The organism is Catenuloplanes sp. NPDC051500, from assembly GCF_044454585.1.
In the GTDB taxonomy this organism is placed as follows: domain Bacteria; phylum Actinomycetota; class Actinomycetes; order Mycobacteriales; family Micromonosporaceae; genus Catenuloplanes.
Genome location: NZ_JBITDX010000048.1, coordinates 1 through 23,896, shown reverse-complemented (window position 1 = coordinate 23,896; position 23,896 = coordinate 1). Strand labels below are relative to the sequence as shown.

The 23,896-nt window shown below is 69.2% G+C and carries 18 protein-coding genes, 3 tRNA genes and 1 pseudogene; 14 read left to right on the top strand and 8 right to left on the bottom strand.

The window, feature by feature from the left end; translation table 11 throughout:
- Positions 1–114: pseudogene (locus ACIA8K_RS40865) on the top strand (glycosyltransferase family 2 protein); the annotation flags it as partial.
- A gap of 107 nt (positions 115–221) precedes the next feature.
- Positions 222–662 (top strand): redox-sensitive transcriptional activator SoxR, encoded by a 441-nt coding sequence (gene soxR, locus ACIA8K_RS40860; protein WP_396068894.1) that lies wholly within the window; start codon positions 222–224, stop codon positions 660–662.
- Here the strand turns inward: soxR and ACIA8K_RS40855 are convergent.
- Complete coding sequence (locus ACIA8K_RS40855) at positions 648–1,604, bottom strand: NAD(P)H-quinone oxidoreductase (protein WP_396068893.1); 957 nt, start codon at positions 1,602–1,604, stop codon at positions 648–650. The two genes, soxR and ACIA8K_RS40855, sit on opposite strands and share 15 nt — an antisense overlap.
- 219 nt (positions 1,605–1,823) lie before the next feature.
- Here ACIA8K_RS40855 and ACIA8K_RS40850 point away from each other — a divergent pair.
- Together ACIA8K_RS40850 and ACIA8K_RS40845 are read left to right on the top strand one after the other, a co-directional pair.
- Positions 1,824–1,912, top strand: a tRNA-Ser gene (locus ACIA8K_RS40850).
- 168 nt (positions 1,913–2,080) lie between these two features.
- Positions 2,081–2,620: a YbhB/YbcL family Raf kinase inhibitor-like protein gene (locus ACIA8K_RS40845; RefSeq protein WP_396068892.1), complete on the top strand. Its 540-nt coding sequence runs from the start codon at positions 2,081–2,083 to the stop codon at positions 2,618–2,620.
- 67 nt (positions 2,621–2,687) lie between these two features.
- On the opposite strand, the gene ACIA8K_RS40840 is transcribed toward ACIA8K_RS40845, so the two are convergent.
- Complete coding sequence (locus tag ACIA8K_RS40840) at positions 2,688–3,398, bottom strand: class I SAM-dependent methyltransferase (RefSeq protein WP_396068891.1); 711 nt, start codon at positions 3,396–3,398, stop codon at positions 2,688–2,690.
- Positions 3,399–3,654: 256 nt separating this feature from the next.
- Here ACIA8K_RS40840 and ACIA8K_RS40835 point away from each other — a divergent pair, with 256 nt between their 5' ends.
- The gene (locus ACIA8K_RS40835) at positions 3,655–5,517 is read left to right on the top strand and encodes a hypothetical protein (protein ID WP_396068890.1); all 1,863 of its coding nucleotides are present in this window, start codon (positions 3,655–3,657) and stop codon (positions 5,515–5,517) included.
- Between the two features lie 96 nt (positions 5,518–5,613).
- Here the strand turns inward: ACIA8K_RS40835 and ACIA8K_RS40830 are convergent, their stop codons facing one another.
- A complete protein-coding gene (locus tag ACIA8K_RS40830; protein WP_396068889.1) occupies positions 5,614–6,411 on the bottom strand; it encodes a hypothetical protein in 798 nt (265 codons plus the stop codon).
- A gap of 490 nt (positions 6,412–6,901) precedes the next feature.
- Between ACIA8K_RS40830 and ACIA8K_RS40825 the strand changes: the two genes are divergently transcribed.
- Positions 6,902–8,437 carry a peptide deformylase gene (locus ACIA8K_RS40825; RefSeq protein WP_396068888.1) on the top strand — a complete coding sequence of 512 codons (1,536 nt, stop codon included), beginning with the start codon at positions 6,902–6,904 and terminating at the stop codon, positions 8,435–8,437.
- Between the two features lie 22 nt (positions 8,438–8,459).
- Here the strand turns inward: ACIA8K_RS40825 and ACIA8K_RS40820 are convergent, their stop codons facing one another.
- Positions 8,460–9,572, bottom strand: coding sequence for a globin domain-containing protein (locus tag ACIA8K_RS40820; protein ID WP_396068887.1), 1,113 nt, complete (start codon positions 9,570–9,572; stop codon positions 8,460–8,462).
- Positions 9,573–9,684: 112 nt separating this feature from the next.
- Between ACIA8K_RS40820 and ACIA8K_RS40815 the strand changes: the two genes are divergently transcribed.
- Positions 9,685–10,437 (top strand): CPBP family intramembrane glutamic endopeptidase, encoded by a 753-nt coding sequence (locus ACIA8K_RS40815; protein WP_396068886.1) that lies wholly within the window; start codon positions 9,685–9,687, stop codon positions 10,435–10,437.
- A gap of 452 nt (positions 10,438–10,889) precedes the next feature.
- Here ACIA8K_RS40815 and ACIA8K_RS40810 read toward each other — a convergent pair whose 3' ends face one another.
- Entirely contained in the window at positions 10,890–12,077 is a 1,188-nt protein-coding gene (locus tag ACIA8K_RS40810; RefSeq protein WP_396068885.1) for a hypothetical protein, read from the bottom strand.
- Between the two features lie 645 nt (positions 12,078–12,722).
- On the opposite strand from ACIA8K_RS40810, the gene ACIA8K_RS40805 reads away from it, so the two are divergent.
- A tRNA-Ser gene (locus tag ACIA8K_RS40805) sits at positions 12,723–12,812 on the top strand.
- Between the two features lie 45 nt (positions 12,813–12,857).
- Positions 12,858–12,933, top strand: a tRNA-Arg gene (locus tag ACIA8K_RS40800).
- A 290-nt stretch (positions 12,934–13,223) separates the two neighbouring features.
- On the opposite strand, the gene ACIA8K_RS40795 is transcribed toward ACIA8K_RS40800, so the two are convergent.
- The gene (locus ACIA8K_RS40795; protein WP_396068884.1) at positions 13,224–13,496 is read right to left on the bottom strand and encodes a hypothetical protein; all 273 of its coding nucleotides are present in this window, start codon (positions 13,494–13,496) and stop codon (positions 13,224–13,226) included.
- Positions 13,497–13,714: 218 nt separating this feature from the next.
- Here ACIA8K_RS40795 and ACIA8K_RS40790 point away from each other — a divergent pair, with 218 nt between their 5' ends.
- Positions 13,715–13,966: a MerR family transcriptional regulator gene (locus tag ACIA8K_RS40790; RefSeq protein WP_396068883.1), complete on the top strand. Its 252-nt coding sequence runs from the start codon at positions 13,715–13,717 to the stop codon at positions 13,964–13,966.
- A 153-nt stretch (positions 13,967–14,119) separates the two neighbouring features.
- Positions 14,120–15,454: a PP2C family protein-serine/threonine phosphatase gene (locus ACIA8K_RS40785; RefSeq protein WP_396068882.1), complete on the top strand. Its 1,335-nt coding sequence runs from the start codon at positions 14,120–14,122 to the stop codon at positions 15,452–15,454.
- 31 nt (positions 15,455–15,485) lie between these two features.
- Here the strand turns inward: ACIA8K_RS40785 and ACIA8K_RS40780 are convergent, their stop codons facing one another.
- Positions 15,486–16,577 carry a PLP-dependent aminotransferase family protein gene (locus tag ACIA8K_RS40780; protein ID WP_396068881.1) on the bottom strand — a complete coding sequence of 364 codons (1,092 nt, stop codon included), beginning with the start codon at positions 16,575–16,577 and terminating at the stop codon, positions 15,486–15,488.
- Between the two features lie 239 nt (positions 16,578–16,816).
- Between ACIA8K_RS40780 and htpG the strand changes: the two genes are divergently transcribed.
- Complete coding sequence (htpG, locus tag ACIA8K_RS40775; protein WP_396068880.1) at positions 16,817–18,712, top strand: molecular chaperone HtpG; 1,896 nt, start codon at positions 16,817–16,819, stop codon at positions 18,710–18,712.
- Here htpG and ACIA8K_RS40770 read toward each other — a convergent pair.
- Positions 18,709–19,353 carry a DUF3152 domain-containing protein gene (locus ACIA8K_RS40770; protein WP_396068879.1) on the bottom strand — a complete coding sequence of 215 codons (645 nt, stop codon included), beginning with the start codon at positions 19,351–19,353 and terminating at the stop codon, positions 18,709–18,711. The two genes, htpG and ACIA8K_RS40770, sit on opposite strands and share 4 nt — an antisense overlap.
- 361 nt (positions 19,354–19,714) lie before the next feature.
- Here ACIA8K_RS40770 and ACIA8K_RS40765 point away from each other — a divergent pair, with 361 nt between their 5' ends.
- Positions 19,715–21,073: an SWIM zinc finger family protein gene (locus ACIA8K_RS40765; RefSeq protein ID WP_396068878.1), complete on the top strand. Its 1,359-nt coding sequence runs from the start codon at positions 19,715–19,717 to the stop codon at positions 21,071–21,073.
- Positions 21,070–23,796: a DUF6493 family protein gene (locus ACIA8K_RS40760; RefSeq protein WP_396068877.1), complete on the top strand. Its 2,727-nt coding sequence runs from the start codon at positions 21,070–21,072 to the stop codon at positions 23,794–23,796. The genes ACIA8K_RS40765 and ACIA8K_RS40760 overlap by 4 nt, the downstream gene beginning before the upstream one ends.
- The last annotated feature ends 100 nt before the right edge of the window (positions 23,797–23,896 follow it).

The window sequence follows — 23,896 nt, the reverse complement described above, 5'->3', positions numbered from 1 at the left end:
TACCGGGCCCGGGGTCGCGAGGAGGGCAAGAAGATCACGTGGAAGGACGGCGTGGAGGCGATCTGGATCCTCGCCCGCGAGCGCGTCCGCAAGCCGAAGCCGGCCGCCCGCTGATCCTGTTTCGATGTGCTTCGCCCGGGTGCCGTCGCACTCGGGCGTTTCCATCTGGTCTGTCGCGTACCATTCAATGCTGTCTTTGAATTGTGGCGCCCGGGAGTGCGATGCAGGATCTGCTGACGATCGGTGACATGGCGGTCCGCAGCGGCGTCGCGCCGTCCGCATTGCGGTACTACGAGCGCCTCGGCCTGATCCACTCGGTCCGGACCGGCGGCAACCAGCGGCGGTACCAGCGGGCCGAACTGCGCCGCGTCGCGTTCATCCGGGTGTCCCAGCAGGTCGGCGTATCGCTCGACGACATCAAGGACGCGCTCGCCTCGCTCCCCGGCGGCCGGGTGCCGACCAAGACAGACTGGGCCCGTCTCTCCGCCCGCTGGCACAACCGGCTTGAAGAACGCATCAAGCTGCTCGAACGGCTCCGCGACAACCTCACCGGCTGCATCGGCTGCGGCTGCCTCTCCCTGCAGAAGTGCACGCTCTACAACCCCGGCGACGAACTGGCCGCGTCCGGCCCCGGGCCGCGCAAGCTGTTAGCCGGCGAGTAGCAGCACCTTTCCCAGGTGGGTGCTCGACTCCACCACCCGGTGCGCCTCCGCCGCGTCCCGCATCGGGACCGTCCGGTCCACCACAGGCCGGACCGCACCGGACTCGACAAGCGGCCACACGTGCTCGCGTACCTGCCGGACGATCTCGGCCTTCTGCGCGGCCGGGCGGGAGCGCAGCGCGGTCGTGATCAGCGAGCCACGCTTCGCCAGCAGCGCGGACAGATCCAGCTCCGCCTTCCGGCCGCCCTGCATGCCGATCATCGTGAGCCGGCCGTCCGGCGCCAGCGCCGCCACGTTCCGCGCCAGGTAGGAGGCGCCCATGATGTCCAGGATGACGTCGGGCCGCACCACCTTCTCGAAGTCCTCCGCCCGGTAGTCGATCACCTGGTCCGCGCCGAGCGCCCGCAGCGCCTCGTGCTTGCCCGCGCTTGCCGTGGTCGCCACCGTGGCGCCGAGCGCCTTCCCCAGCTGGATGGCGAACGTGCCGATCCCGCTCCCGCCGCCGTGCACAAGCAGCGTCTCGCCCCGCGTCAGCCGCCCGGCCATCACCACAGTCGACCAGACGGTGCAGGCCACCTCCGGCAGTGCCGCGGCCTCCACCGGATCGATCCCACGCGGCACCGGCAGCACCTGCCCCGCCGGCACCGCCACCAGCTCCGCATAGCCCCCGCCGGCGAGCAGCGCACACACCCGATCGCCCACCGAGAACCCGGTCACGCCGTCCCCGACCGCAGCCACCACCCCGGAACACTCCAGCCCCGGATACGGCGAAGCGCCCTCCGGCGGCGGATACTTCCCCTGGCGCTGCAACAGGTCGGCCCGGTTCACCGCGCTCGCCGCCACCTCGATCAGCAGCTCGCCCGGGCCCGCCTCGGGATCCGGCACCTCGGCCCAGACGAGCGCCTCCGGTCCACCGGGTTCCGCAATTGTGATCGCATACATGCCCTCCTTCCTACACTCATCCGGTGCTCTGCACACCGCCGCATCCGCGCTGGTAGAAAAGTTGCGGGCTGCACTGTCCAACATGTGATCGCCGCCCTGCCCCCGGGGGTGCTAATTACCCGGACGGGTCTGGCAAACTGGTGGGGGTCGCCGCAATGGCCGGAACTTTTTTGCGGCGTCCAGGCGGCGGAGTGTGCCCAAGCACCTCCGACGAAACCGGGAGGGCTCGCCTAGTGGCCGATGGCGGTGGTCTTGAAAACCACTAGGGGTGGTGACACTCCTCCAGGGTTCGAATCCCTGGCCCTCCGCTTCGCAGTGCGGATAACCGGGTGATCAGCGTTCTCGCTGGTCACCCGGTTTCGTTTTCGGGGGCGGGGGCAGTCTCAGCGAGACGCGGGCGGCGGAGGTGCTGGCCGCTGCCGCCGGCCGGGACCATGCTGGTGCGGTCCGCGCCATCGAGAGAATGGAGTCCGACCATGAGTCTGGAGCGTCCGCTCGCCCCGGATCCGTATGACCTTCTGCCGCCGCAGCCGGCCTTCACGCTGAAAAGTGAGGATCTTCAGGACGGCAAGCCGCTTGAGGACACGTTCGCTCATGACAGCGTGGGTGGTGGGAACGTCTCGCCGCAGCTGAGCTGGTCCGGTTTTCCGGCGGAGACGAAGAGCTTCGTGGTGACCTGCTTCGACCCGGACGCGCCGACCGGGTCCGGGTTCTGGCACTGGGTCGCGGTGAACCTGCCGCCGACAGTGACGGAGCTGGCCCGGGGCGCCGGGTCGGCCGAGGGTGGGCTTCCGGAGGGGGCCTTCCACATTCGTAACGACTACGGAACGCTTTCCTATGGCGGCGCGGCGCCACCCGCCGGTGATCGCGAACATCGTTACGTTTTTGCGGTACACGCAGTAGACGTTGATGTACTTGACGTTACTTGGGACGTTTCTCCGGCAGTGGTCGGCTTCAATCTCGCGTTCCACACTTTGGCGCGTGCGACTCTGCGTTCCACTTATCGGGTGAGTTAACCCGTGAGTTAGGACACAAAACGGGCCGTCCAAATAATGGGCGGCCCGTTGGCAGTTCTGAAGTCGTTTACTCCGGCACGCGTGCGACGACGAACACCGACTGGCCGAACGGCGGGCGCATGACCGACTCCACGGCCTTGGTCACCGGGAGCACGAGGGAGTCGTAGAACTTCACCATCGGCCCCTCCTTCGGCGTGAGCCGGAAGATGCTTGTGGCGCCGTAGTAGCCGATCAGGCCGAGCGCGTTGGCGTAGTGGAGCGTCTCGATCTCGAGACCGGCCTCCTCCATCGCGGCGCGCATGGTCTTCTTCGTGTACCGCCGGATGTGGCCGGTGGCGTAGTCGACCGGGCTCATGGCGAACATGAACGCCGGGACGATGAGAACGACCTTGCCCCCGGGACGCACGAGACCCTTCATGCAGCGCAGCGCGCTGACGTGGTCCTCGATGTGTTCCAGCACGTTGTAGCTGACCAGAGCGCTGTGCGACCCGCTCTCCGACGTCGGCAGGAGCATCTCCCGCACCTCGACGTTCGGCGTGTCGGCGAAGCGCTCCTTGAGCTCCACAAGGCGGTCCGGCTCCGCCTCGGTGGCAGTGAACCGGGACACGTGCGGTGCCCACGCGGCGGCGTAGTTCCCGATGCCGCTGCCGATCTCGATCGGGTCGTCCCCGAGGTGCGGGATCGCCAGCTCGACGAACCACTGACGGTGGTTGACGGCCGTCGCAAGTCCCTCAAGCACCTCGGATTGGACGCGCTGGTCGCCGGTGAGCTCTGCCATGTGTGGGTTCCCTCATGTGGTGATCCGGATTCAGCGAGACCAGAAGTTAACCACCCAACGCCGTTGATCGAAAGTTGAGCGGGGCCCCAAGCATGAATTTATGACCTATTTGAGACATGTATCGCAGAGGCTACGCGTGCATAACGGAACTGTGATCCTGTCGTGACCAACGTCGTCACCAAGACGGGTAACGGTCATCTTCGGCCCAGCTCATAGAGACATACGCGTTATCAACCTCGGTTAGGCTCGCGTGGCTATGACTATTCAGGACATCGACCCCTCGAACCGCCCGCTCGGGGTGGCCATGCCCTCGGTCGACATGGAAGCCGAGCGGATCCTCCTCGAGCAGGATCTGGAACAGTCGTCCGGCCTGCGCTCGCCCTGGTGGCGCGCGCGCCTGCTGGATCTGGCCGCGCTCGCCAGCTTCGCGCTGATGGCGTGGCTGGTGACCCGGACGGCGTGGCTGAACCTCGACCACGAGCTCTACAACGCCCAGGACCAGTCGTTCTTCGAGTGGATGCTTGCGCACGGCGCCCGGGTCGTCACGGACGGCGTCAACCCGTTCGTGTCGTACCAGGTGAACGTGCCCGACGGCATCAACCTGATGGCGAACACGTCGGTCCTTGCCGTCTCCATCCCGATGGCGCCGATCACGCTGGCGTTCGGGCCGCACATCGCGTTCAACGTCTTCCTCACCGGCGCGCTGATGCTCACCGGCGTGTCCTGGTACTACGTGCTCTCCCGGCACTTCGTCACCTCGAAGGTCGCGGCCTGGGTCGGCGCACTGTTCGCCGCGTTCGCGCCGAGCATGGTGGCGCATGCCAGCGGCCACCCGAACATCATCTCGCAATTCCTGATCCCGCTGATCATCTGGCGGACGCTCTGCCTCAAGGAATCCGGCCGTGCGGTGCGCAACGGGGTGGCGCTCGGCCTGCTGATCGTCTGGCAGGCGTTCATCAACCTCGAGATCCTGTTCATGACCGCGGTCGGTGTCGGCGTCTTCATCGCGATCGTGGGGCTGACCAGGGCGGAGCACCGGCGGTACGTCAAGACGTTCGTCGCCGGCCTGGGCGTGACTGCCGTGGTCGCGCTGACGCTCCTGGCGTACCCGCTCTACATCCAGTTCTTCGGCCCGCAGGCGTACCACGGGCTCGCGCACGACATCCGTAACTTCGGCGCCGATCTCGCGTCGTACTGGAACTACTCCCGCCGCTCGATCGCCGGCGACTGGGAGACCTCCATGTACATGACGCAGAACCCGTCGGAGGAGAACGCGTTCTTCGGCTGGGGCATCCCGGTCCTCTTCATCGGCCTGGTCGTCTGGATGCGGCGGAGCCGGGTGGTGATCGGCCTGGCGTCGGTCGCGCTGCTCTTCGCCGCGATGTCGCTCGGCCCGGAGATCCGCTACATCGGCAAGGACACCGGTGTCGCCGGCCCGTGGGCGCTGCTGCACAGCGTCCCGATCCTGAACTCGGTGGTGCCGACCCGGTGGGCGCTCGCGGTCGCGCCGGTGCTGGCGATCCTGCTCGCGCTCGGCGTCCAGCGCGCCAACGGCCTGGTCCTGGACCGCCCGAGGGCTGTGATCCCGGTCCGGCTGGTCACCACCGCGGTGCTCTCGCTCGCGCTGATCCCGCTCTTCCCGACGCCGCTGCTGACCCAGCCGATGGTGCCGACGCCCGCGTTCATCACGAACGGCACCTGGCGGGATTACGTCGACGAGCAGCACACGGTCGTCACGCTGCCGCTTCCGGACGCCACGTTCCCGGCGGCCGCGCGCTGGTCCGCGTACACCGGGCTGGACATGCGGCTGCCGCGTGGCTACGGCCTCTACCGCAATCCGGAGGACGGCACCGGCGCGTTCGCCGCACCGCCGCGCGCCACAAGCCAGTACTTCTACAACCTGTGGGCCGGCTACTGGGTGCCGAAGGTCGACGACACCCGCCGTGCGCAGACGCTTGAGGACCTGAACTACTGGGAGGCGGGCCTGGTCATGCTGCCGCCGCAGGTGCACGACATCGAGATGCGGCGCGCGATGAGCGACATCCTCGGCTTCCAGCCGACCTGGGTCGACGGCGTGTGGATCTGGGATGTCCGACACCTGACCAGCACGACAGGCTAGTTCTTCATACACATGTTCTATCCACAGGCTGTGGACAGAGCCTGTGCATAAAGAAGCAGCGGGGGTACGCCGTACCCCCGCTGCTTCTTTTGTGGGTCATTGTTTTATGCAGCAGCCGGCGCACACCTTCGGTGCCGGCAGCGTGAACGCCAGGCAGCAGGTGCGGCGCTGGACCGTGAGCGTGCCGTCCGGGCCGCGGACCAGTTCCACCAGGTCGGCCACGCCGAGCGCGGCCAGCAGTGTTTCGATGTTGTCCGCGGTCCTGCCGGGCAGCACGTCCGCGGTGCGCAGTACGCCCTGGGCCACGCCTGATGCGAGCGAGCCGAGAAGTGTGCGCGCGCCGACCCGGGCCTGGCCGCGCACCAGGTCGAGAAGCGGGGCGAGGTGCTCGTCAAGCAGCGAGCCGCGGAGCATCGACAGCAGGTCTGCCTCGTCGGCCGCGACCCGGACGCCGGGCAGGCCGGCCATCGCGAGCGGATCGGTCGGAAGCACGGCGACCTCTGTCGACGGGGAGAGTCCGACGCGCAGCAGCGGCGCCCGGTCGTCCACCCGGATCAGCGTGTCCGCCGGGCGGAGCAGCGGGACGCGGCGGGCGCTCGCCCAGCCGACCACGGCCGGGAGCGCCACCCAGTAGGCGTAGTGCTTCCAGGCGAGCGCGGCGGCCGCATGCGGCTGTGCCTGCCAGAGACGGCGGGCGGAGTCGAGCAGCGCGGGAAGCGCGTCGCCGGAGACCAGGTCCGCGGCGGAGATCCAGCCGTCCGGCCGACGGTGCGCCAGCAGGCCCGGGAGCAGGCTCGGGAGCGGATAGTCGGCGCCGTACGCGGCCCGGAGCGTCGCGGTGATCGGGGCGAACGGCTCGATTGGCGCGGTACGGCGGTGGACGAGCGTGGTCACTTGGAGTCGCCGATCGTGGCGCCGAATGCCTCACGGTACGTGATCGACGTGGAGGCGCTCCGCAACGACTCCCGCAGGAAGCCGGTGAGCCGGATGCTTCGTCGCATAACCGCCGCCACCTCGTCAGATCGTTCGCCGTCGGGCCGACGGTTCACCATAGCTCGCTAAGGATAGCCTAACCAGACCTGGTGACGAGTTCCTCCGCGTGGTTACTCACGATGACAATACTGAGAACGCTCTAGTGCATCTCGGCGAATCCAACGATGATTCCTCCTTTATGCGGACATAAACGGTCGCTTTCTCACTCTGCGTACTCGACAGGTCGCCATGAGTGCATGAAAGTGTCTGGTTTGTCAAGGCTTCTGTCCGCAAGACGCTACTCACTCACGTGGGTTCGGTCGGGCAACGGACACTGGAAGCCCGGTCGAGTCCGGCCGGTCCGCCACGAGCGGTCCGGTGGGAGGAGCACCGCAGCCGAGAAGGACGCGTGATGACAGCACAGCCGACATCGCCGACCTCGCCGCTGGAGCGGGCGGCCGACTCCTTCGCCGCCGAGCTCTCCCAGTGGCGTGCCGACCGCGGGATGACCAAGAAACAGCTCGCGGCACGGATGGGCTTCGACCCGTCCTACGTGAGCCACGTCGAGGGCCGCCGCCACCGCCCCACCGAGGACTTCGCCCGGCGCGCCGAGGCCGTGCTCGAAGCCGGCGGCCGCATCTGGCAGCGCTTCCAGGAGTACGACGAGCTTCGCCACGTGCGCAGCGTCGGCCTGACCCACCGCGACCCACCCGTACCCGAGCAGTGGTTGCCGCCCGGTACCGGCCTGGTCGTCGAGCAGGAGATCGCCGAGCTGGTCTACTCCGGCGGCGAGTACCGCTGCCTGATTCGCCGCGCGCTCTACAACGCCGGCACCGAGCCGGTCACCAGGTACATGGTCAAGGTCGCGGTCGACCGCTTCCCCACCGACCCGGACCGCTCCAACCGGCACCACCGCGAGCACCCGCTCTCCTTCGAGGAGCTGCGCCTCACCGCGTTCTGGGGTGCGCCGTACGCCCGCGAGCCCATGCGCTGGCGCAAGAAGCGCGACCGCGACGCGGACAAGGAGATGTGGCTGCTCTTCGAGAACGACCACGGCCGCTTCCCGCTCTATCCCGGCCAGCGCACCACGATCGAATACGCCTACTCGGTCCCGGAGGACAAGTGGGGCCAGTGGTTCCAGCGCGCGGTCCGGCTCCCCACCCGGCAGCTCACGGTCCGGCTCGACTTCCCGGCCGCCCTCGACCCGACGGTCTGGGGTGAGGAGACGTCGCTCTCCGCCGAGGAGGCGCCGCTGCGCACGCCGTTCACCCGCCACGAGGAGAACGGGCGCGCCGTCTTCGAGTGGTCGACCGACGAGCCGCCGCTCAACGCGCGATACAAGCTGTCCTGGCGATTCCGGGGCACGATCACCCCGCCTGCCGAGGAGTCCCGCGCCGGGGAGCGCATGCGTACCGCCGGCATCCTGCAGCGCGGCGCGCCGCAACTCGTCGAACCGGCCCGGCAGCTCGTCCTCCCGGAACAGGCCGCGGACGCGCGCGACATGGTCGAGCAGCTGCGCCGCGCGGTCGGCCGGGTCGAGGCGCTGCACGACTTCCGCAAGGGAATCGGGCTGGCCGCGCCGCAGATCGGGCTGCCCTGGGCGGTCGCGCTGGTCCGGTCGCAGGACTCGGACGACGAGCCGACGGTGCTTCTCAACCCGCGCATCGTGGCCGAGTCGCCGGAGACCGACATCCAGTACGAGGGCTGTCTGTCCTTCTTCGACCACCGCGGCGCGGTCCGCCGTCCGCTGCGCATCCAGGTCGAGCACGAGCGGTGGGACGGGACCAGGACGGTCACCACGTTCGACAGGGCGACGGCGCGGCTTGTCGCGCACGAGATCGACCACCTGGACGGCCGGCTCTACCTCGACCGCATGCCACCTGACGCCCGGCTGATCACCACCGAGGAGTACGAGGGCGGTGGACTGCCCTGGCGCTATGACTCATGACGCGCCGAACATGTCCTATGACTCATGACGCGCCGAACGCGTCGTACCGGATCCGCTCCCGCGGCACGTCGAGCGCGGCAAGCGTGCGCATCGTGGACCGCACCATGCCTGACGAACCGGCCACGTAGAAGTCGTGGGTCTCCCACGGCCCGTACCGGCCGACCACGTCCGAGATGTCGCCGTGCTCGCCTTCGAAGCCCGAGTCCCGGCTGCACGCCGGCACCAGCGACACCCACGGATGCCGGGCCGCGATCGTCCGCAGCTCCGGCAGGTCGTAGAGATCCTCCCGGGTACCGGCGCCGAAGAACACGTGCACCCAGCGCGTGCTGTTGTACCGGGTCAGATCCTCCAGCAGCGCCTTGATCGGGGCCAGTCCGGTGCTGCCCGCCACGAACACGACGTCCCGGCCGGAATCGCGGTCCATCGTCATCGAGCCCATCGGCGCGGCCAGCCGCAGCAGGTCACCGGCGCGTACCCGGCGGACCATCATGCCGGACACCCACCCGCTGCTCAGCGCGCGGATGTGAAACTCAAGCGTGTGATCGCGGCGTGGCGCGTTCGCGATCGAGTAGACCCGCCACAGCCGGGGCTGATGCGCCGGGCACTCCACGCTCACGTACTGGCCGGGACGGTACTCAAGCGGCTGGCCGGGCAGCACGGTGAGCACCGCGACGTCCGGGCCGCGCCGCTCGTGGCTGAGCACCTCCGCGACCCAGTACGGCGGGTTCGTGTCCGCGTCCGCCGAGTCGATCATCTTCCGTGCGATCAGCCCGTACGCGTCCCGCCAGGCCTGTTCGAACTCCGCCGTCCACAGTTCGCCGCCGAAGATCCGCAGCGACTCCAGCAGCGCGTCGCCGACAAGCGCGTACTGCTCCGCCGTCACCTCGAACTTCCGGTGGTCCCGGCCGAGATCACGCAGGTAGTCGTCGAGCTGCTCCGGCGCGTCAAGCATCTGCACCGCCGTCACGATCGCGCCCAGCAGACGGGAACGCTGCACGTCCATCTGCACCGGGAAGAGATCACGCAGATGCGGATTGGACAGGAAGATCCGTGCGTAGAAATAGCCGGCGAGCTTCTCCTGCTGCTCCTCGACGACCGTCCAGCTCTCCCGCAGCAGGTGCGACAGGTCACCCATGGCATCTCCGCGCCTCCCGGCCCTCAACGGCCGACGCGATCGTCGAACCACGCGGAACAACCGAAGCGGACCCGCTGTGCGACCGGACACGGACGGGCGGCACAGTACAGAGGTGGAGATCCAAGAGCGCGACCGGACGATCAGGTTCGAGCTGCTGATCGTGTTCGGCCTGTCCCTCGGCCAGTCCGCGGTCTTCTCCGTGGTCAACATCATCGGCCGGCTCACCGCCGCCACGCCGCTCTCCGCGCAGACCTCCACGCTCAACCCCGCCGCGTCCGACCGCCCCTACCTGGACCTGACGCTGCAACTACTGCGCATCTTCTTCGGCCTGATGCCTGTCGTACTCGCCCTGCACCTGCTGGCCCGCGACCGGATCTTCCCGCAGTCCCTCGGCCTGGACCGCCGCCGCCCGTTCTTCGACCTCGGCCTCGGCGCCGCCCTCGCCGCCGGCATCGGCCTCCCCGGCCTCGCGTTCTACCTGGCCGCCCGCGAACTCGGCCTCAACACCACTGTCGTCGCGTCCGCGCTCAACGACGTCTGGTGGACCGTCCCCGTCCTCATCCTGGCCGCCGCCAAGAACGCCATCCTCGAAGAGGTCCTGGTCGTCGGCTACCTGATGCGCCGCCTCGACGACCTCCGCTGGCGGGTGCCGGCCATCATCCTCACCAGCTCCGTACTCCGCGGCTCCTACCACCTCTACCAGGGCTTCGGCGGCTTCATCGGCAACATCATCATGGGCGTCGCCTTCTCCCTCCTCTACCTGAGGACGAAGCGCGTCATGCCCCTGATCATCGCCCACACGCTTCTCGACATCGTCGCCTTCGTCGGCTACGCGCTCCTCGCCCCGCACGTCTCCTGGCTCTGACCTCAACCCCACAAGCATCACAAGCGGATCTTCCCGCTTCCGCCGTGGTCAAGACCCGCGTGCTCCCGCGGGCCGCCGGCCCCGTGGGCAGCCGGCCCAAACCCCACGCCCCTCCCCACCGAGCGCCAGGCCCGACGCCTCCTCAGGCGCCGGTCGTGGTGTCGCGTCGAGGCCGGCCACCCACGACACCGGCAGGGAGGAGCGCCAGCGACGACCGGGGCTGGCGCCGGTCGGGCACCGGGGCTGGCGCCGGTCGGGCACCGGGGCTGGCGCCGGTCGGGCACCGGGGCTGGCGCCGGTCGGGCACCGGGGCCGGCACCGGTCGGCCCCAGAGGCCCTCCCTCTCGGTGCCGTCGTCGGTCGCGTCCACCCCGCCACGGCGCCCAGCTGCCTGACGGGCCGCCACCACCGCGGGAGCGGGAATGCCTGGATCTGGATCTGGCTCTTGGCCCTCAGGGTTTCCGGTAGTAGGCGATCGTGCGCGCGGCCAGGAGCTCGGTGGCCGCGGCATCGGTCAGCGCCGCGACCAGGAGCGCCGCACCCGGAAGCAGACGAGCGGCGGTGCGCAGCGCCGCCCAGCCGCCGACACGGGCCGCCAGCGGAGTGGCCAGACGCCAGATGCCCTCCAGCGGATGCGCGCGCAGCAGGCCGCCACCATGATCGCCAACCGCCGCCTCAAGCGCCGCTCGGGCGCTCTCCCGGCTCGAATGCAGGCGCAACAGCACCAGCAGGTCAACGGCGCGTTCCGGATCCGTCGGATCCGCCCCGTGCGCGGCGGCGACCCGGAGCACCAGCGCCGCCTGCACCCACGCGACCGAGGTGTACTCGACCAGAGGCGCGTAACCGCCGGTAGTCGCCGCCACCATGCCGGCCGCCGCAGAGGCCTGCGCGGAACGCATGGTCGCGAGCCGGGCGAGCGCGCCCGGGGCGGCTGACGGATAGGTGGCGTGCATCTGAGCGGCCCAGTCCCGGGCGCGCGGACCGAGCGTCTCGACCGCGGCCAGAGCCAGCAACTCTCCCGCGTGACCGGGCCGATCCGCGATCTTCGCCCAGATCGGTCCGGTGATTGCCGATCCGGAGATCTGAGTAGGCGTGATCCGGGTCATGGGAGGAAGCTGCTCAGGCGCTGGAACCAGCTCGACGGCTGTCTCGGCCGTCTCGGCGGACTGGGCCGTTGGATTCGGCTCGACCGCCTGCGTCGTCTTGGCGGTCCTGGCGGTCTGGGTCATCTCGGTCGTCTCGGTCGTCTCGGCCGTTGGATCCGGCTCGACTGCCTGCGCCGTCTTGGCGGACTTGGCCTTCTGGCCCGTCTGGGCCGTCTGGCCCGTCTGGGCCGTCTGGGCCGTCTCGGCCGTCTCGGCCGTTGGATTCGGCTCGACCGTTTGGGTCGTCTCGGCGGTCTCGGCCGGAGTCTTCGCCGTTTCGGCCTGTCCGGCGGGAGTCTGGGCCGCTGGTGAGGTGTCGGCTGCCGGAAGCGTCTCGGCCGTCTGGGGAATCTCGACCGCTGGTGTCGTGTCAGCCGGCGGTGTCGTAACGGCAGCCGATGCGGTTTCGGCCGCCGGTGGCGTGTCGGCTGCCTGTCCGGCATCGCGCGCTGCTGGCAGGTCGGCCACAGGCGGAGCGGTCTCGGTTGTAGTCACGAGAACCGGTCCTGACCGCTTACGAGGCGTGGCCGCTTTCTTTACGGCCGGTGCTGCTTTCGCCGGCTGTGGGCTGCCTTCGGCTGCGGTTTGCACAGGTGGAGACGCCTTTCGAGGCTTCGGTGCGGTGGCTTTCTTCGCCGCCGGCGCCTTTCGCGCCGGTGCCTTTTTCGCAGGGGGCGTGGCCACCGTCACATCCGGCGGCGGCAACTCCTCGGTTTTCGGCTGATCCACCGCTCTGACCTGCGGCGGAACCGGCCTCACCGGCGGCGGCCCCGGCATCGGCTCGACCGGCGGCTGAAACGTCAACGCGGGCGGCGGCGACTTCCGCCCCGCTCGTTGCCCCGCACTCCGCTCATCGCGCTCCGGCTCGGCAGGGTGAAACGGCGCCTGCGACGGACGCGCCCGAGGGGTCGCTCGCTTCGCCGGTCCACGCGCTCCACTGCTGCGCTCGGTGCCCTCCGCATCGTCCTCCATGCCCAGGTAGCCTAGCTGTTGACCACGGATTTGCAGTGTTGAGACCGTGCCAGGATCTTCATCCTCGTTCGCCCAGATTCGGACCCGGCGGCGTGGCCTGGGAGGTTGCTTTGCCCCTCCGGTCATGGGCACGGTACTCTCAACGCGCGGTCGCTCCAGGGCGGCCGAGGAGACTTCGCCTAGTCTGGTCTATGGCGCCGCACTGCTAATGCGGTTGGGGCTAACCGCCCCTCCCGGGTTCGAATCCCGGAGTCTCCGCGCGAAAGTCAGGTGTGTATGCTGACTGAAGCAAGGAACGAGCAAGCGCCCGTAGCTCAATGGATAGAGCATCTGACTACGGATCAGAAGGTTAGGGGTTCGAGTCCCTTCGGGCGCACCAAAAGAAATGGCCTCCCACCAGCGGTGGGAGGCCATTTTTATGCCCGTGAGCAGGCCATCAGATCGGTCTGTTGCTCACGGACTGCTCACAAAGGGTCGGACGGGCCGGTGCCGGGTTAGAAACACCGTGCGGACCTCACCTTCCGCAGGAGGTGCTTGTAAACCTGGCGCGCGTGCCTGAGGGCCGGTTCTTCGCAGCCTCTCTTCAATCCGCTTCCTTGTGTGCCGAGTGGCAGCCAGGACGAGGCGGCGGTGGCGTCGGCGCACCGCCGCTGCTGCGGGGGCGATCGTTTAGTTCGGCGTGGTCCGGCGGAGGTCGGAGGCGGCGACCTCTTCGGTGCTGCTGACGGTCCATCGTTCGGTGCGGCTGTCGTAGAGGATGATGCTGCCGTCGTGCAGGACGATCCGGTCGAGGTAGCCCTCTGGGTCGGCCGCGGTGGTGGCGTCCTGGTCGTATTCGGCCAGGGCGGGGATGACGTCGGCGAGCAGGGTCGCCATCGTCATTGTGGGTTCGTCGAACGCGCGGTTGAGTGTCTCGGCGATCTCGGTGGCGCTGGCGCTCATGTGCGGAACCTCTCGTCGTTTGGCCGGGGGAGTCGGTTGCCCTGTCAGCGAGGGTGCGTGAAGAAAACTGCCCGCTTTCCCTGAGTGCATCGTGCGGCATGCCGTGGCCTGGGTAATGCTGCCCCGCGAGCCCGAACAGCTGAAGGTGCCCGGAGAGCCGCGCAGGTTCGCCGCTTCGTCCAGGCCCCGCTGGGCGGTGTGACGATAGCGCCGCGGAGATGACCGGCGCCTCGCAGGACTTTCTGCGCCGCCTCGAGAAGGCGAAACTGTTCACCCCGTTCCGGTCGGCCGGAGGCCACCGCCGCTACTCGCGCCACCAGATGCGTCTTGCCGCACGGGCCCGCGAGATAGTCAGCCAAGGCATCGGCCTGGAAGCCGCCTGCCAGATCGTCCTACTCGAGAACCGGCTCCAGGAAGTTCTCCAGAGCAACCAGAACCAGCCGCACCGACAGCAAGCGGAAGCCGCCTGATCTCGATCGCCTTCACGGTCCTTCTCTGATCATGAGAAGGACCAGCGGCCGCTCAGCCGGCGAGGATGCGCAGTGCGATGTGCAGTGGGCGGTGAACTCCGCGACGGCCAGGGCATGGAAGACCTCGTGGAAACCGAACCAGTGAGGGCTCGGGTGAACCGTAAGCGGGTCGATTGCGAAGTGCCGCAGTGCCCTGCGCTTTCTGCCGGTGGCTTTATGCTGCGGGGCGTGACGGACAGTGTGACCAGCAGCGGTACGGATCTGAGTGACGTGCTGCTCCAGGTGGAGAAGGCTGCTCCGGTCGATGCTGTCGAGGCCGTGACCCGCCGCATCGGCACCGTACTCGGCGCGTTGTGGGTGTCGTTTCTCATCGCGGACATGAGCGGCCGTGCCCTGGTCCGGCTCTCGCACGTGCCGTTCGGTGTCATGCCCGGCGGCCGCCAGCAGGACCAGGACGTCGCGGTGGTGCTGCCGTTCGACGGGGGCCCTCAGGAGCAGGCGCTGCGCAGCCAGCACGTGCTTGTCGAAGAATCCGGCGGCCGGTTCGTGATGAGAGCACCGGTCACCCAGCGCGGCGAGGCCATCGGCCTGCTCGAGATCGCCCTGCCCGCCGCACCTACCGAGGCGACCGTACGTGCGGTGTCCCAGGTCGCGCACACCCTGGCTTTCGTGGTGATTGCCAACCGTCGGCACACCGACCTGTTCGAATGGGGCCAGCGCACCACCCCGTTCACCCTCGCCGCGGAAATTCAGCGGCGGCTGCTGCCCGCGTCGTTTGTCTGCGAGGCCGACTCGTTCACCTTGGCCGCGTGGCTGGAGCCCGCAGCGAGCATCGGCGGGGACACGTTTGACTACAGCGTCGCCCGCGACCAGTTGCATCTGAGCATCACCGACGCTGTCGGCCACGGCGTGCAGAGCGCGCTCACCGCGACCCTGTGCGTGGGCAGTCTCCGCAACACCCGCCGTGCCGGCGGTAGCCTGCTCGACCAGGCGGAGACCGCGAACCTTGCGCTTCTCGACAACGCCCCGGGCGGGCCCACGTTCGCCACCGGAATACTCGGCCGCCTCGACCTGCGCACCGGCATCCTCGCCGTCGTCAACGCCGGCCACCCCGCCCCGCTGCTGGTCCGCGACGCCACTGCCCGGCCCGTGCATCTTCCGGCCAACCGGCCCTTCGGCGTGCTACGGCACGGCCTCTACGAGCAGACGCAGATCACGCTGCAACCCGGGGACCGACTCGTGATGGTCACCGACGGCATGCTCGAACGAGACGCGGCAGCCGTGGACCTGGCCGCCCGCGTTCAGGACCTGGGCGGACTGCATCCGCGGGAAGTCGTCAGGGTCCTCGCCGACCTCGTCCTCGACGTCGCCGGTCCCACCTTGCCCGACGACGCCTGCCTGCTGATCCTCGACTGGCACGGCAACCACGGTGACACCCGCGATACGACCGCCGGTGCCGAACCCGCTCGCGCAAGCACACCGAGCTGAAGAGTCCCTTCCGCCTGGAACTCCTGAGCGGTCAGCGGCCCCGCGGCATCGCGCGGTGCGCCGAGGCGAGTCGTCGCGCCGCCTCGGCCAGGTCTTCCGGGCCGTAACGTGAGAAGGAGAGCCGGATCGGCCGGTCGGGCTTCCGGTCGAGGAAGAACGTGTCGCCGGGCAGGAATGCCACGCCGTGCGCTGTGGCCGGCTTCGTGAGTTCATCCGCTCCGGGCAGACGCACCCACAGGAACCACCCACCCTCCGGCACGTCAAACGACGCGGTGGGCAGGTGGAGGCGCAAGGCTGCCGCGAGCGCGTCCCGCTGACCGGCATAGCGGGCGCGCAGGCTGTCGAGGTGGGTGGAGTACCCGCCGGAAGTCGCGAACGACGCCATTGCCAGCGCGGTCGTGTGGTTCACGCCGCCGCCGCTGTCGACGTATCCACGGCGGGTCAGTGCGGTGATCCGGTCCGGGGACGCGGTGATCCAGCCGAGTCGGAGGCCGGGTGCGACGGTCTTGGCCAGGGAGCTGATCCGGATCACCACGTCGGACGCGTCAAGCGAGTAGAGCGACGGTGGCGCCGGCACACCGTCGTAGGACAGGTCCCGGTACGTGTCGTCCTCCACGATCGTGACGCCGCCGCGCCGGGCCGCCTCGATCAGCGCGATGCGTTGTGGCCCGGGTAGCGAGGTGCCGGTCGGGTTGCCGAACGTGGGCACCAGGTAGAGCAGGGTGGGCCGGTGCCGGCGGATCAGCTCAAGCATGGCCGCGGGATCGTGGGCGGGTGCGGCGATCAACCGGAGGCCGTGATCGGCGAGGGTGCGGAGCGCGTAGTGGTAGGTCGGCGTGTCGACCAGGGCCGGCCCGCCCCGGCCGAAGACGGAGGCGATCAATTCCAGCGCGTGTGAGGCCCCGGCGGTCACGAAGACCTCGTCGGAGCGGCCGCCGATCCAGTCGATAAGCGGCTCCGGTCCTACTGCACGGCCGTAGTCCAGCGCGGACGCCCCGTGCCGGCGTAGCGCGTCCGCTGTCGCGTCCGCCCACGCGTCGAGGGGGAGCGCGTCCGGGTGTGGGTGCCCCCAGCCGAGGTCAAGCGTTCCGGGAGCGGTGTGGAACTGCTCGATGGCGCCCATGCATCGCATCGTGCAGCGTGGACCGTGCCTTGTCGCGCTCCCGGGCCGATTGTGGCGGAATGTTTCACATGAAACATCAGGGGCGCGGCGCCGCCCGTACCCCCTGATGATTTTGATCTTGAATGACCTTGGGGAGCTGGCCTCCGGCATCGGCACGAGCTACCGGCGGCCGAAACGTTGCACAATCGGTTCGTAAACTGTTCTGTCCCACCGTTTTCAACGAGGAGTCACGGAGTCACATGAGCACCGAGACGCTGGAGTTCCAGGCGGAAGCGCGCCAGCTTCTGCAGCTGATGGTCCACTCGATCTATTCGAACAAGGACATCTTTCTGCGGGAGCTGATCTCGAACGCGTCCGACGCCCTCGACAAGCTGCGGCTGGAGTCGCTTGTCGACAAGGAGCTCGACGCCGACACCTCGGACCTGCACATCGCGCTGGACGTGAACGCGGAGTCGCGCACACTCACGGTCCGGGACAACGGCATCGGCATGTCCCGCGAGGACGTGGTGCGGTTGATCGGCACGATCGCCAAGTCCGGCACCGCGGAGGTGCTTGCGAAGCTGCGCGAGGCGAAGGAGAACGCGGAGCTGATCGGCCAGTTCGGCGTCGGCTTCTACTCCACCTTCATGGTCGCCGACCGCGTCACGCTTGTGACCCGAAAGGCAGGCGAGGCCGAGGGTACGAGGTGGGAGTCGGCAGGCGAGGGCACGTACACGATCGAGGCGGCCGAGGACGCGCCGCAGGGCACCACCGTCACGCTGCACCTCAAGCCGGAGGACAGCGAGGACCACCTCTACGACTACACAGCCGAGTGGAAGATCCGCGAGATCGTCAAGCGGTACTCGGACTTCATCTCCTGGCCGATCCGGATGACCGTGGAGAAGAAGGGCGAGGACGACACCGTCGAGTACGACGTCCAGACGCTGAACTCGATGAAGGCGCTCTGGGCCCGCCCCCGCAAGGAGGTGGAGCAGTCCGAGTACAACGAGTTCTACCGGCACATCAGCCACGACTGGACCGACCCGCTCGAGACGATCCACATGAAGGCGGAGGGCACGTTCGAGTACGAGGCGCTGCTCTTCATCCCGTCGCACGCGCCGTTCGACCTGTTCATGCGCGAGAGCAAGCGCGGCCCGCAGCTGTACGTCAAGCGCGTCTTCATCATGGAGGACGCGGAGGCGCTGCTCCCGGACTACCTGCGCTTCGTCAAGGGCGTGGTGGACGCGCACGATCTGTCGCTGAACATCTCCCGCGAGATCCTGCAGCAGGACCGGCAGATCCAGGCGGTGCAGCGCCGGCTGGTCAAGAAGATCCTCTCCACGGTGCGCGATCTTCAGGAGAACGAGAACGAGAAGTACCAGACGTTCTGGCGTGAGTTCGGCCGCGCGGTCAAGGAAGGCCTGATCAGCGACGGGGACAACCAGAAGGCGATCCTGGAGATCGTCTCGGCCGCGACGACGCACGACGCCGAGCAGGTCACCACGCTTCGTGACTACATCTCCCGGATGAAGGAGGGCCAGCAGCACATCTACTACATGACCGGCGACTCCCGCGCGACCATCGAGAACTCGCCGCACATGGAGGCGTTCCGCGCCAAGGGCTTCGAGGTGCTGCTGCTCACCGACCCGGTGGACGAGGTCTGGGTGGAGCGGGTCACCGAGTTCGACGGCAAGCCGCTGCAGTCGATCGCGAAGGGCCAGGTCGACCTGGAGTCGGAGGAGGAGAAGGAGGCCGCGAAGCCGGAGCAGGAGCAGCGCAAGAAGGACTTCGCGGACCTGCTGACCTGGATGAAGGGCGTGCTGAACGAGAACGTCAAGGACGTCCGGCTCTCCTCCCGGCTCACCACGTCGGCCGCGTGCATCGTCGGCGACGACGAGGACGTGACGCCGACGCTTGAGAAGATGTACCGCGCGATGGGCCAGGAGGTGCCGCACGTCAAGCGCATCCTGGAGCTGAACGCGACGCACCCGCTTGTGGTCGGCATGCGCAGCGCCTTCGAGGGCGACGACAAGGACGGTCTCGCGGAGACGGCCGAGCTGATCTACGGCATGGCGCTGCTGGCCGAGGGCGGCGAGCTGTCCGACCCGTCGCGCTTCACCCGCCTGCTCGCAGACCGGCTGGCGGCCACGCTCTAACTGGTCAGATACGGCCCGGTGACGAACGTGCCGTCCACGGTGAACGGCCAGGGGTTGACGAGGCATCCGTTCAGCCCCATCGACTGCTGCATCATCGCGGGCGCGAGTTCGCCCTTGCCGGGGCAGCCCTGGTGGTCGAAGCCCAGGAAGTGGCCCATCTCGTGGTTGATCACGCCGGCGTGGTAGCCGTCGACCGACCGCGAGATGGGCGACCCCTGCAGCCAGCGCCGCAGGTTGATCATGATGGTCGTGCCGATCTTGCAGGAGAACTTGCCACCGGTGTCGTACCCCTGCGCCGCGCACTGCGCGTCCACGGTCCCGGGCGTGGCAAGCCGCACCCGCACGTCGTACTGAGGCCCGCTCACCCGCTGAAAACGCCAGGACGCGTTCTGCAGTCCGTGCGCCGGCTCGGTGACCGGCTGCGCGGCCGACCCGGTCCAGCTGCGCCGGTCCTTCCAGACCTCGTCGATCGTGGCCGCGAAGCCGTCCGGCGTCACCGGCTCCACCTCGCCCCAGTCGATGCCGGTCTCCACCTCCACCCGGTAGGTGATCAGCGTCTTCCCGGTGCCCAGCACCTCCTGTGAGCCCTTCGCGGTTCCGAACACGCCGCTACCGAACTCCGGCACCTGATCGTCCCGCACCGGGCTCGGGCTGGGGCTAGGGCTGGGACTGGGGCTCGGACTCGCACTCGGGCTGGGCGCGGACACCTGCTCCACCGGCGGCTCACCCACCCGCCAGGTGGGGCCCTCCGGCGCCGTCCCGCACGCGGACAACACGAGCGACAGCACGGCCACCCCGACGACCCGACCCGCACGCTTGCGCACCGGCAGACTCCCCCCAATTCGGCACCCGCCCCCCGGCGGACGCGCGACGACCCCGGTTGTACAAGCCACATGCCACAGACATGACCGATCCGGGGGTACGCCGTACTCGTGCTATAGACGTGGGTCAGGTCTCATTGGTGGTCCGAGAGTGTCGTACCCCACTATTAACGTGCCGGATATGGCAAGCGCGGCGGCATACGCATACCTCGATCACTCGGCTCTGGCGCCGGACACCGGCCTGACGTTGCAGACGTCCGGTGGTCCCGACGCCAACCCGCGGTTCTTCACCGGTTTCCTCACCCAGCCCGGCGCCGCCGCGGTCGGTCTGCTGGCCGTCGCCGAGGTCGCCCGCACCCGCTACTTCCGGCCGGTCAGCCCGGCCAGCCTCGACCCGGTGGTCACCGCCGGGTCGGACAGGCTGCGGTTCGAGTCGTTCTCCGGCTGCTGCGGCGTCTACGCCCGGCTCGACGTGCTGCCGTCCGGCGTCGACGGCGACATCACCGACCACGGCACCACAAATGTGGACGTCAACGTGCCGCTCCAGCGCGCGCTCGCCCGGGTCGGCCGTGCCGACCCGATGCACCTTTCGGTCGGCCCCGACGATCTCACCGTCACCACGTTCGACGGGCCGACGGTCGAGCGCAAGGTGCCGCTGCCATCCCGCTGGCTGCGCGGCTTCGCCGAAGCCCAGGTGATCACGTCCCGGTTCGACCCGCGCGCCGAGGTCGGCGCCGCCGAGGCCCGTGCGCTGCTGCACCGCCTCCCGGTCGCGGAGCGCGGCGTGCTCTGGGCCGTCCCGTCCGGTCGCTCGCTGCGGTTGACCTCCCGCCCGGTGCCCGGCGCGGTCTGCCTTCCCGGCGCCGGACGGCTCGTCGCGCTCCGCCCGTTCCTGCGCTTCGCCACCACACTCCGGGTGTACGGGCCGCCGGTCAGCGCGGGCAGCGGGCCGGTCGCCAGCACCTGGGAGCTCAGCTCGCCCACCATGCGCCTCTCGCTGACGCTCTCCCCCGAGTCGTTCCGCGGCTTCTCCGGCGAGGGCGCGGTGCTCGAGTCGCTCGCCACCGACGACGCGGCCGACGACGCCGACCTGATCAGTGCGCTCCTGTCCTGGGACCCGACCATCGACCTGGACGCGCTGGCCACCTCGTCCGGCTTGTCCGCCCAGCGCGTCCGGGACGCGCTCACCCAGCTCGGCACCGCCGGCCGGGTCGGCTACGACGTGGCTGAGGCCGGCTACTTCCACCGCACCCTGCCCTATGACGCCGCCGCCGCCGCGAAGCTGAACCCGAGGCTGGTCAGCGCGCGGGCGCTCGTCGCCGCCGGCGCGGTCACGCTGGACGGGGAGTTCGCCACCATCCGCAGCGGTGACGAGACCTATCGGGTGCGACTCGTCTCGCCCGGCACGGTCACCTGCACCTGCCCCTGGTGGGCCACGCATCGCGGAGACCGCGGCCCGTGCAAGCACGCGCTCGCGGTCCGCATGGTCAGCACCGGCGAGACCGCCGACCTGGACGAGCCCGCCGAGGTGTTGTCGTGACCGCCGTGACGACCGAGTCGATCCCCACCGCCCCGGAACAGCTCCTGGAACGGCTCCGCCGCCGCCACGACAACGGTGATCTGACAGGCGTCGCCGCACTGCTCCTCGCGATCACGGAAGAACAGCGGCGCGCCGTCTTCCCGCACGTGGACACGCTGATCCGGTCGATCAAGGGCGACGCCTGGTGGCAGGGCGACCGGCCGCACGCCGGCGCGCTCGGGCTGATCGCGATCGGCACCGCGCCCACCGCGCCCAAGGCCATGGCGCTGCTCACCCGGCGCGGCATGCGCGACGGCTGGGGCAGCATCCCGCTCGACCACCTTCGCTCCGTGTTGCATGCCCGCCGCCCGCCCTGGCTCGGCGACCTCGCCACCCGCGTCTGCGAGAAGCTGGACCCAGACCTTGCGGTCTGGGGCGGCGAGTGGGAACTGGCCGACACACTGCTGCGCGAGTCCGGCACGATGCCACCCGTGACCGAGGCGGTCGTCCGCGGCTGGCAGGGCGCCATCACCCGGCCCGAGCGGCGCGGCACACGGGTGCCGATGGTCGAGCGGCTACGGGACAGCCCCTATACCGATCTACTGCTCCCCGGCTTCTTCGAGATCGACGGGCTCGGCAACGGCTTTCCCGTCCGTGAGTGGGACGAGGCCGCCAAGTCCTGGGTCAGCAAGCCGAGATTTGCGCTCTCGCTCGTCGCGCTTGCCGCCGAGGGCCGACTCGACCGCGCGATGCTGCTCGACGGCGCGATCGACCGCATGCTCCGGGGAGACAGGCCGGGCGCTCTGCGCACCTTCACCGCGCTGCACGACGCGCTCGCCCCCACGCCTGCGGAGCTGGCCGCACACGCCCTCGACTACGCCCAACTGCTTCCCGCCGGCTCCTCCCCGGTGGCCACGCTGGCACAGCGGGCGCTCCGTACCGTCGACGACGCCGGCCGGCTGCAGCTGGAGACGCTGCTCGACGCGTCCGCCGGTGTGCTGCTCCGCAAGGAGAAGTCACTGGTCAAGACGCAGCTCATCTGGCTGGACCGGGTCGCCCGCCAGCAACCCGGCCGGCTCGGGGAGATCGTGGCGACTGTCGCGATCGCGTTCGGCCATCCCGCGCTCGACATCCAGGAGCGGGCGCTGACAATCGTCGCCAAACACCTGCCAAAACTGGATGCGGACGACATCGCCCGGCTTGCGGACGAGGCGGTCCAGCTCGGTGGCGACCTCCCGGCCCGGGCCGCCGCGCTCCTCGGCACCACGACTCCTTCGCCGCACCCGGCCGACCGCGCTGTCACCCTGGTCCCGCCACCGCCGCCGGCCGAGCTGCCCGCGCCGATCGCGAGCGCGGCCGAGCTGGCGGAGGAGCTCACCTCGCTGATCCACCACGAGACCGCTGTCGGCTGGGAGCGGGTGCTCGCCGCCGTCGTCGCGCTGCACGCCGCCGGGCAGCGCACCGCGCTCGCCGACGCGGTGCGTCCAGTTCTCGCCCGCGACGCCGACGTCTTCACAGAAAACACCTGGAACCCCCGCCTGCGGTACGTCTTCCTGGGCGAGACGCTTCGCGCGCTGATCGACGAGGAGCCGGGGCGTAAGACCGGAGTGCGGCAGCAGATGGTTGCCTCCGTCCGGCGGGCGTGGCAGGACGGCACGCTGCCCGGCGCTGGTGGGGTAGAGGACAACCCGCGCGGAGTCCTGGGGCTGCGCGTCGCGGAGATCTCGGTGCAGCTGCTCCGTGCTCCGGTTCCGGTGCTGCTCGCCACGCCTACCCACGTCACCGGCTCGCTCGACGCGGAAACTCTCCTGACGCGCCTGATGAGGGCCGAGACCGAGAACTGGACACCCTGGCGGATCGATCTGGAGCAGTCACTGGTCCGCCTTTCCCGCAACACCGCACCGAGCGTGGTCAGCCGGGCGGCCGCGCTGACCGGCGAGGCCGGTCAGCGGTTCGCGGCGTGGCTGCGCGGCGGCGGCCTGCCGGACCCGGTCTCCACGCTTGTCGAGCAGCGCACGCCAGAGAAGAAGGAGCGGAGCTACTGGTGGGGCGGACCGGAACGGCGAGTGGTGGTCGCGCTGAAGCCTGCCGCGCCGACCGGGCTGCTCCTGGAGAGCCAGCTCCTGCACCTCGACCGGCCTGCCCACCCGTCCTACACCGATCCCGATGTGGACGACCTCTGGGTGACGGCGTTGCCGCATCACCGCGAGGTCACCGCGGCCTGGGCGTTGCCGATGCTCGCCGGCCTGGCCGACACCGATCTGAAGGGCGGCGCCGACCTGCTGCCGCAGCTGGCCGAGGCGGAGGGCCCGGTCGGGCCCGCGTTGACCTATGCGCTGGCATATGCGTTGGGCGCACGCCATGAGCAGGACCGGCTCGCCGCGGTGGACGCGTTCCTGATGCTTGCCGCGCGGGGCACGCCGTTCGCTGCCGGGGTGGGAGCGGCGCTCGGCGACCTGGCCGCGGGCGGAACGCTCACGGTGAGCCGAGTGGTGGGCCCGCTCAGCGATATCCACCGGGCCGGCGCATCGGCAATTACGTGGGAATTACTCGTGGTGGCACTTCCACTACTGCTGCCGAATGGGGCGCGCGCATTGCCGGATCTTCTGGAACTGGCCGCTCAGGTCGCTCCTGCGGCCGGTGCGAAGGGGTCGTTTCCGCAGCTGGACGTGGTTGCCGGGCGCACCGGAGCCTCTCGACTGGTGAGGGAGGCAAAGCGTCTGCACTCTGTGTTGAATCAGTGACACATTGAGGTGATCTCAGCAAGATTCGGGTAGGTGTTTGTATTCGAAGTGGGTCAGGTGGAGTGCGGCGGCGACGATGTCGCCGATTCTGCGTGGGCTG

Excerpts from the sequence above, each read along its gene's own strand:
- soxR (WP_396068894.1), top strand. The coding sequence starts at position 222 with ATGCAGGATCTGCTGACGATCGGTGACATGGCGGTCCGCAGCGGCGTC.
- htpG (WP_396068880.1), top strand. The coding sequence starts at position 16,817 with ATGAGCACCGAGACGCTGGAGTTCCAGGCGGAAGCGCGCCAGCTTCTG.
- ACIA8K_RS40835 (WP_396068890.1), top strand. The coding sequence starts at position 3,655 with ATGACTATTCAGGACATCGACCCCTCGAACCGCCCGCTCGGGGTGGCC.
- ACIA8K_RS40765 (WP_396068878.1), top strand. The coding sequence starts at position 19,715 with ATGGCAAGCGCGGCGGCATACGCATACCTCGATCACTCGGCTCTGGCG.
- ACIA8K_RS40820 (WP_396068887.1), bottom strand. The coding sequence starts at position 9,572 with ATGGGTGACCTGTCGCACCTGCTGCGGGAGAGCTGGACGGTCGTCGAG.
- ACIA8K_RS40855 (WP_396068893.1), bottom strand. The coding sequence starts at position 1,604 with ATGTATGCGATCACAATTGCGGAACCCGGTGGACCGGAGGCGCTCGTC.
- ACIA8K_RS40790 (WP_396068883.1), top strand. The coding sequence starts at position 13,715 with ATGACCGGCGCCTCGCAGGACTTTCTGCGCCGCCTCGAGAAGGCGAAA.
- ACIA8K_RS40825 (WP_396068888.1), top strand. The coding sequence starts at position 6,902 with ATGACAGCACAGCCGACATCGCCGACCTCGCCGCTGGAGCGGGCGGCC.
- ACIA8K_RS40780 (WP_396068881.1), bottom strand. The coding sequence starts at position 16,577 with ATGGGCGCCATCGAGCAGTTCCACACCGCTCCCGGAACGCTTGACCTC.
- ACIA8K_RS40845 (WP_396068892.1), top strand. The coding sequence starts at position 2,081 with ATGAGTCTGGAGCGTCCGCTCGCCCCGGATCCGTATGACCTTCTGCCG.
- ACIA8K_RS40840 (WP_396068891.1), bottom strand. The coding sequence starts at position 3,398 with ATGGCAGAGCTCACCGGCGACCAGCGCGTCCAATCCGAGGTGCTTGAG.
- ACIA8K_RS40795 (WP_396068884.1), bottom strand. The coding sequence starts at position 13,496 with ATGAGCGCCAGCGCCACCGAGATCGCCGAGACACTCAACCGCGCGTTC.